Annotated in this window: 3 protein-coding genes; 2 read left to right on the plus strand and 1 reads right to left on the minus strand. The window is 69.7% G+C overall.

Features of this window, described 5'->3' with window-relative positions:
• Positions 1–96: 96 nt before the first annotated feature.
• Positions 97–1,005 (minus strand): allantoinase PuuE, encoded by a 909-nt coding sequence (puuE, locus tag ABDW35_RS35250; RefSeq protein WP_343718501.1) that lies wholly within the window; start codon positions 1,003–1,005, stop codon positions 97–99.
• Between the two features lie 229 nt (positions 1,006–1,234).
• Between puuE and uraH the strand changes: the two genes are divergently transcribed.
• Both uraH and xdhA read left to right on the plus strand, forming a co-directional pair.
• Positions 1,235–1,612, plus strand: a complete 378-nt coding sequence (gene uraH / locus ABDW35_RS35255; RefSeq protein ID WP_343718502.1) for a hydroxyisourate hydrolase — start codon at positions 1,235–1,237, stop codon at positions 1,610–1,612.
• Positions 1,613–1,615: 3 nt separating this feature from the next.
• A partial coding sequence (xdhA, locus tag ABDW35_RS35260; RefSeq protein ID WP_343718503.1) for a xanthine dehydrogenase small subunit occupies positions 1,616–2,646 on the plus strand: 1,031 nt, incomplete at its 3' end.

A 2,646-nucleotide genomic window follows, 5' to 3' on the forward strand; every position in this document is an offset into this window, starting at 1 on the left:
GGCCGGCTCCGGCTGAGGCAACCCCCTCCCCCTACCCCCCTCCCGCGAGGGGAGGGGGGACTCATTTTGATCGTCTTGATCGTCCCGTTCATCATCTCACCCGCCATACGGATGCCTCTCCCGCCAATGCCGGGCGATCTCCACCCGGCGGCAGAACCAGACGCCGTCATGCTGCTTCGCGTAGTCCAGGAAGCGCTCCAGCGCCATGATCCGGCCCGGCCGGCCGACGATGCGGCAATGCAGGCCGACCGACATCATCCGCGGCGTCTCCGCCCCCTCCTGGTACAGCGCGTCGAAGCTGTCCTTGAGATAGGCGTAGAACTGGTCGCCGGAGTTGAAGCCCTGGACTGCGGCGAAGCGCATGTCGTTGGCGTCCAGCGTGTAGGGCACGATCAGCTGCGGCGTGCCGCCGACATTCTCCCAATAAGGCAGGTCGTCGTCATAGGCGTCGGCGTCGTAGAGGAAGCCGCCATGCTCGGCCACCAGCCGCCGCGTGTTCGGGCTGGTGCGGCCGGTGTACCAGCCCAGCGGCTTCTGGCCCGACACCTGCTCCAGGATCTCCACGGCCTTGCGGATGTGCTCGCGCTCGGTGTCCTCGCCGACATACTGGTAGTTGATCCAGCGATAGCCGTGGCTGGCGATCTCGTGCCCGGCCTCGACCATGGCGCGGATCACCTGCGGGTGCCGCTCCGCCGCCATGGCGACGGCGTAGATGGTCAGCGGGATGCCCTTGCGCTCGAACAGCCGGAGGATCCGCCAGACGCCGACCCGGGCGCCGTAGTCGTAGAGGGATTCCATCGAGATGTGGCGCACGCCCGGCAGCGGCTGGGCGTTGACGATCTCGGACAGGAAGCTCTCGGAGGCGGCGTCGCCGTGCAGGATCGAGTTCTCGCCGCCCTCCTCGTAGTTGAGGACGAACTGCAGCGCCAGCCGGGCGCCGCCGGGCCAGTCGGCCCGGGGCGGGGTCGGGCCGTAGCCGACCAGGTTTCTCGGATAGACGGACACCGGTCCTCCCCTCGCACGCGTGATCCCGAGCACAGGATAGCGGCCCGGGGCGCGTCCACTTTCGCTTTTGCGTTGAAAGTCTTTCCGCCGAACCGCCGTTGAGCAACAGGCAGGCCGGGTGAAACATGGCAACCGCAAGAAAACAACAAGCATCTTGGTGCCGCAACAGGGCGATAATGCCCGGTGGCAGACCGGCCCGCCAGGGACCGGCAAGACACGGAGAGGCAGGATGACCACAGAGACGGCATCCCACCGGGGGCGACTGACCACCCATGTGCTCGACACGGCGCATGGCCGGCCGGGCATGGGCATCGCCGTGGCCCTGTATCGCCTCGACGGCGATCGCCGCACCCTGGTCACCGAGACCCGCACCAATGCCGATGGCCGCTGCGACGCGCCGCTCCTGGCCGGCGACGCCTTCCGCTCCGGCACCTATGAGCTGGTCTTCGCCACCGGCGCCTATTTCCGCACCGCCGGAGTGACCCTCCCCGACCCGCCCTTCCTGGACCAGGTGCCGATCCGCTTCGGCATCGCCCATGCCGACCAGCACTACCACGTGCCGCTGCTGATCTCGCCCTGGTCCTACTCCACCTATCGCGGCAGCTGACCCATGCGAGACACCGTCCGTTTCCTTCTCGGCGACGAGCTGCGCGAGATCCGCGCGGTCGATCCGACCCTGACCGTGCTGGACTGGCTGCGGCTCGAGGAGCGCAAAACCGGCACCAAGGAAGGCTGCGCCGAGGGCGATTGCGGCGCCTGCACCGTGGTGGTCGGCCGGCGCGACGGCGGCCGGGTGCGCTACGAGCCGGTCAATGCCTGCATCCGCTTCCTGGCGACGCTGGATGGCTGCCAGCTGCTGACGGTCGAGCATCTGAAGGCGGCGGACGGCGCGCTGCACCCGGTGCAGCAGGCGATGGTCGACTGCCACGGCTCGCAATGCGGCTTCTGCACCCCCGGCTTCGTCATGGCGCTGTTCGCGCTGTACCGCAACGACCCGGCGCCGGGCGAAGGCCGGATCGACGACGCCCTGGCCGGCAACCTGTGCCGCTGCACCGGCTATGCCCCGATCGTCGCCGCCGGGCAGCGCATGTACCAGCTGGGCGCGCCGAAGGCCGACCGCTTCGCCGCGCGCGAGGCGGATGTCTTCGAGCGGCTCGTGGCACTGGAGGATGGGAAGACGGTCGCGGTCGGCGACGGCGCCCGCCGCTTCTATGCCCCCGCCACCAAGGCCGCCTTCGCGGCGCTGCTGCTGCAGCATCCGGACGCCGTCATCGTCTCCGGCGCCACCGATGTCGGCCTCTGGGTCACCAAGCAGCAGCGGGTGCTGCCGACGATCATCTATACCGGCCGGGTGCGCGACCTGCGCGGCATCCGCGAGACTGCGGACGGGCTGGAGATCGGCGCCGCCACGACCTATGCCGAGGCGATCGGGCCGCTGGGCCGCGCCTATCCCGATCTGGGCGAGCTGATCCGCCGCATCGGGGCGGAGCAGGTGCGCGCGGTCGGCACCATCGGCGGCAACATCGCCAACGGCTCGCCGATCGGCGACACGCCGCCCGCCCTGATCGCCGCCGGCGCCACGCTGGTGCTGCGCCGGGGCGACCAGCGGCGATCGCTGCCGCTGGAAGAGTTCTTCATCGC

Source organism: Inquilinus sp., from assembly GCF_039594555.1.
Lineage (GTDB): Bacteria > Pseudomonadota > Alphaproteobacteria > DSM-16000 > Inquilinaceae > Inquilinus.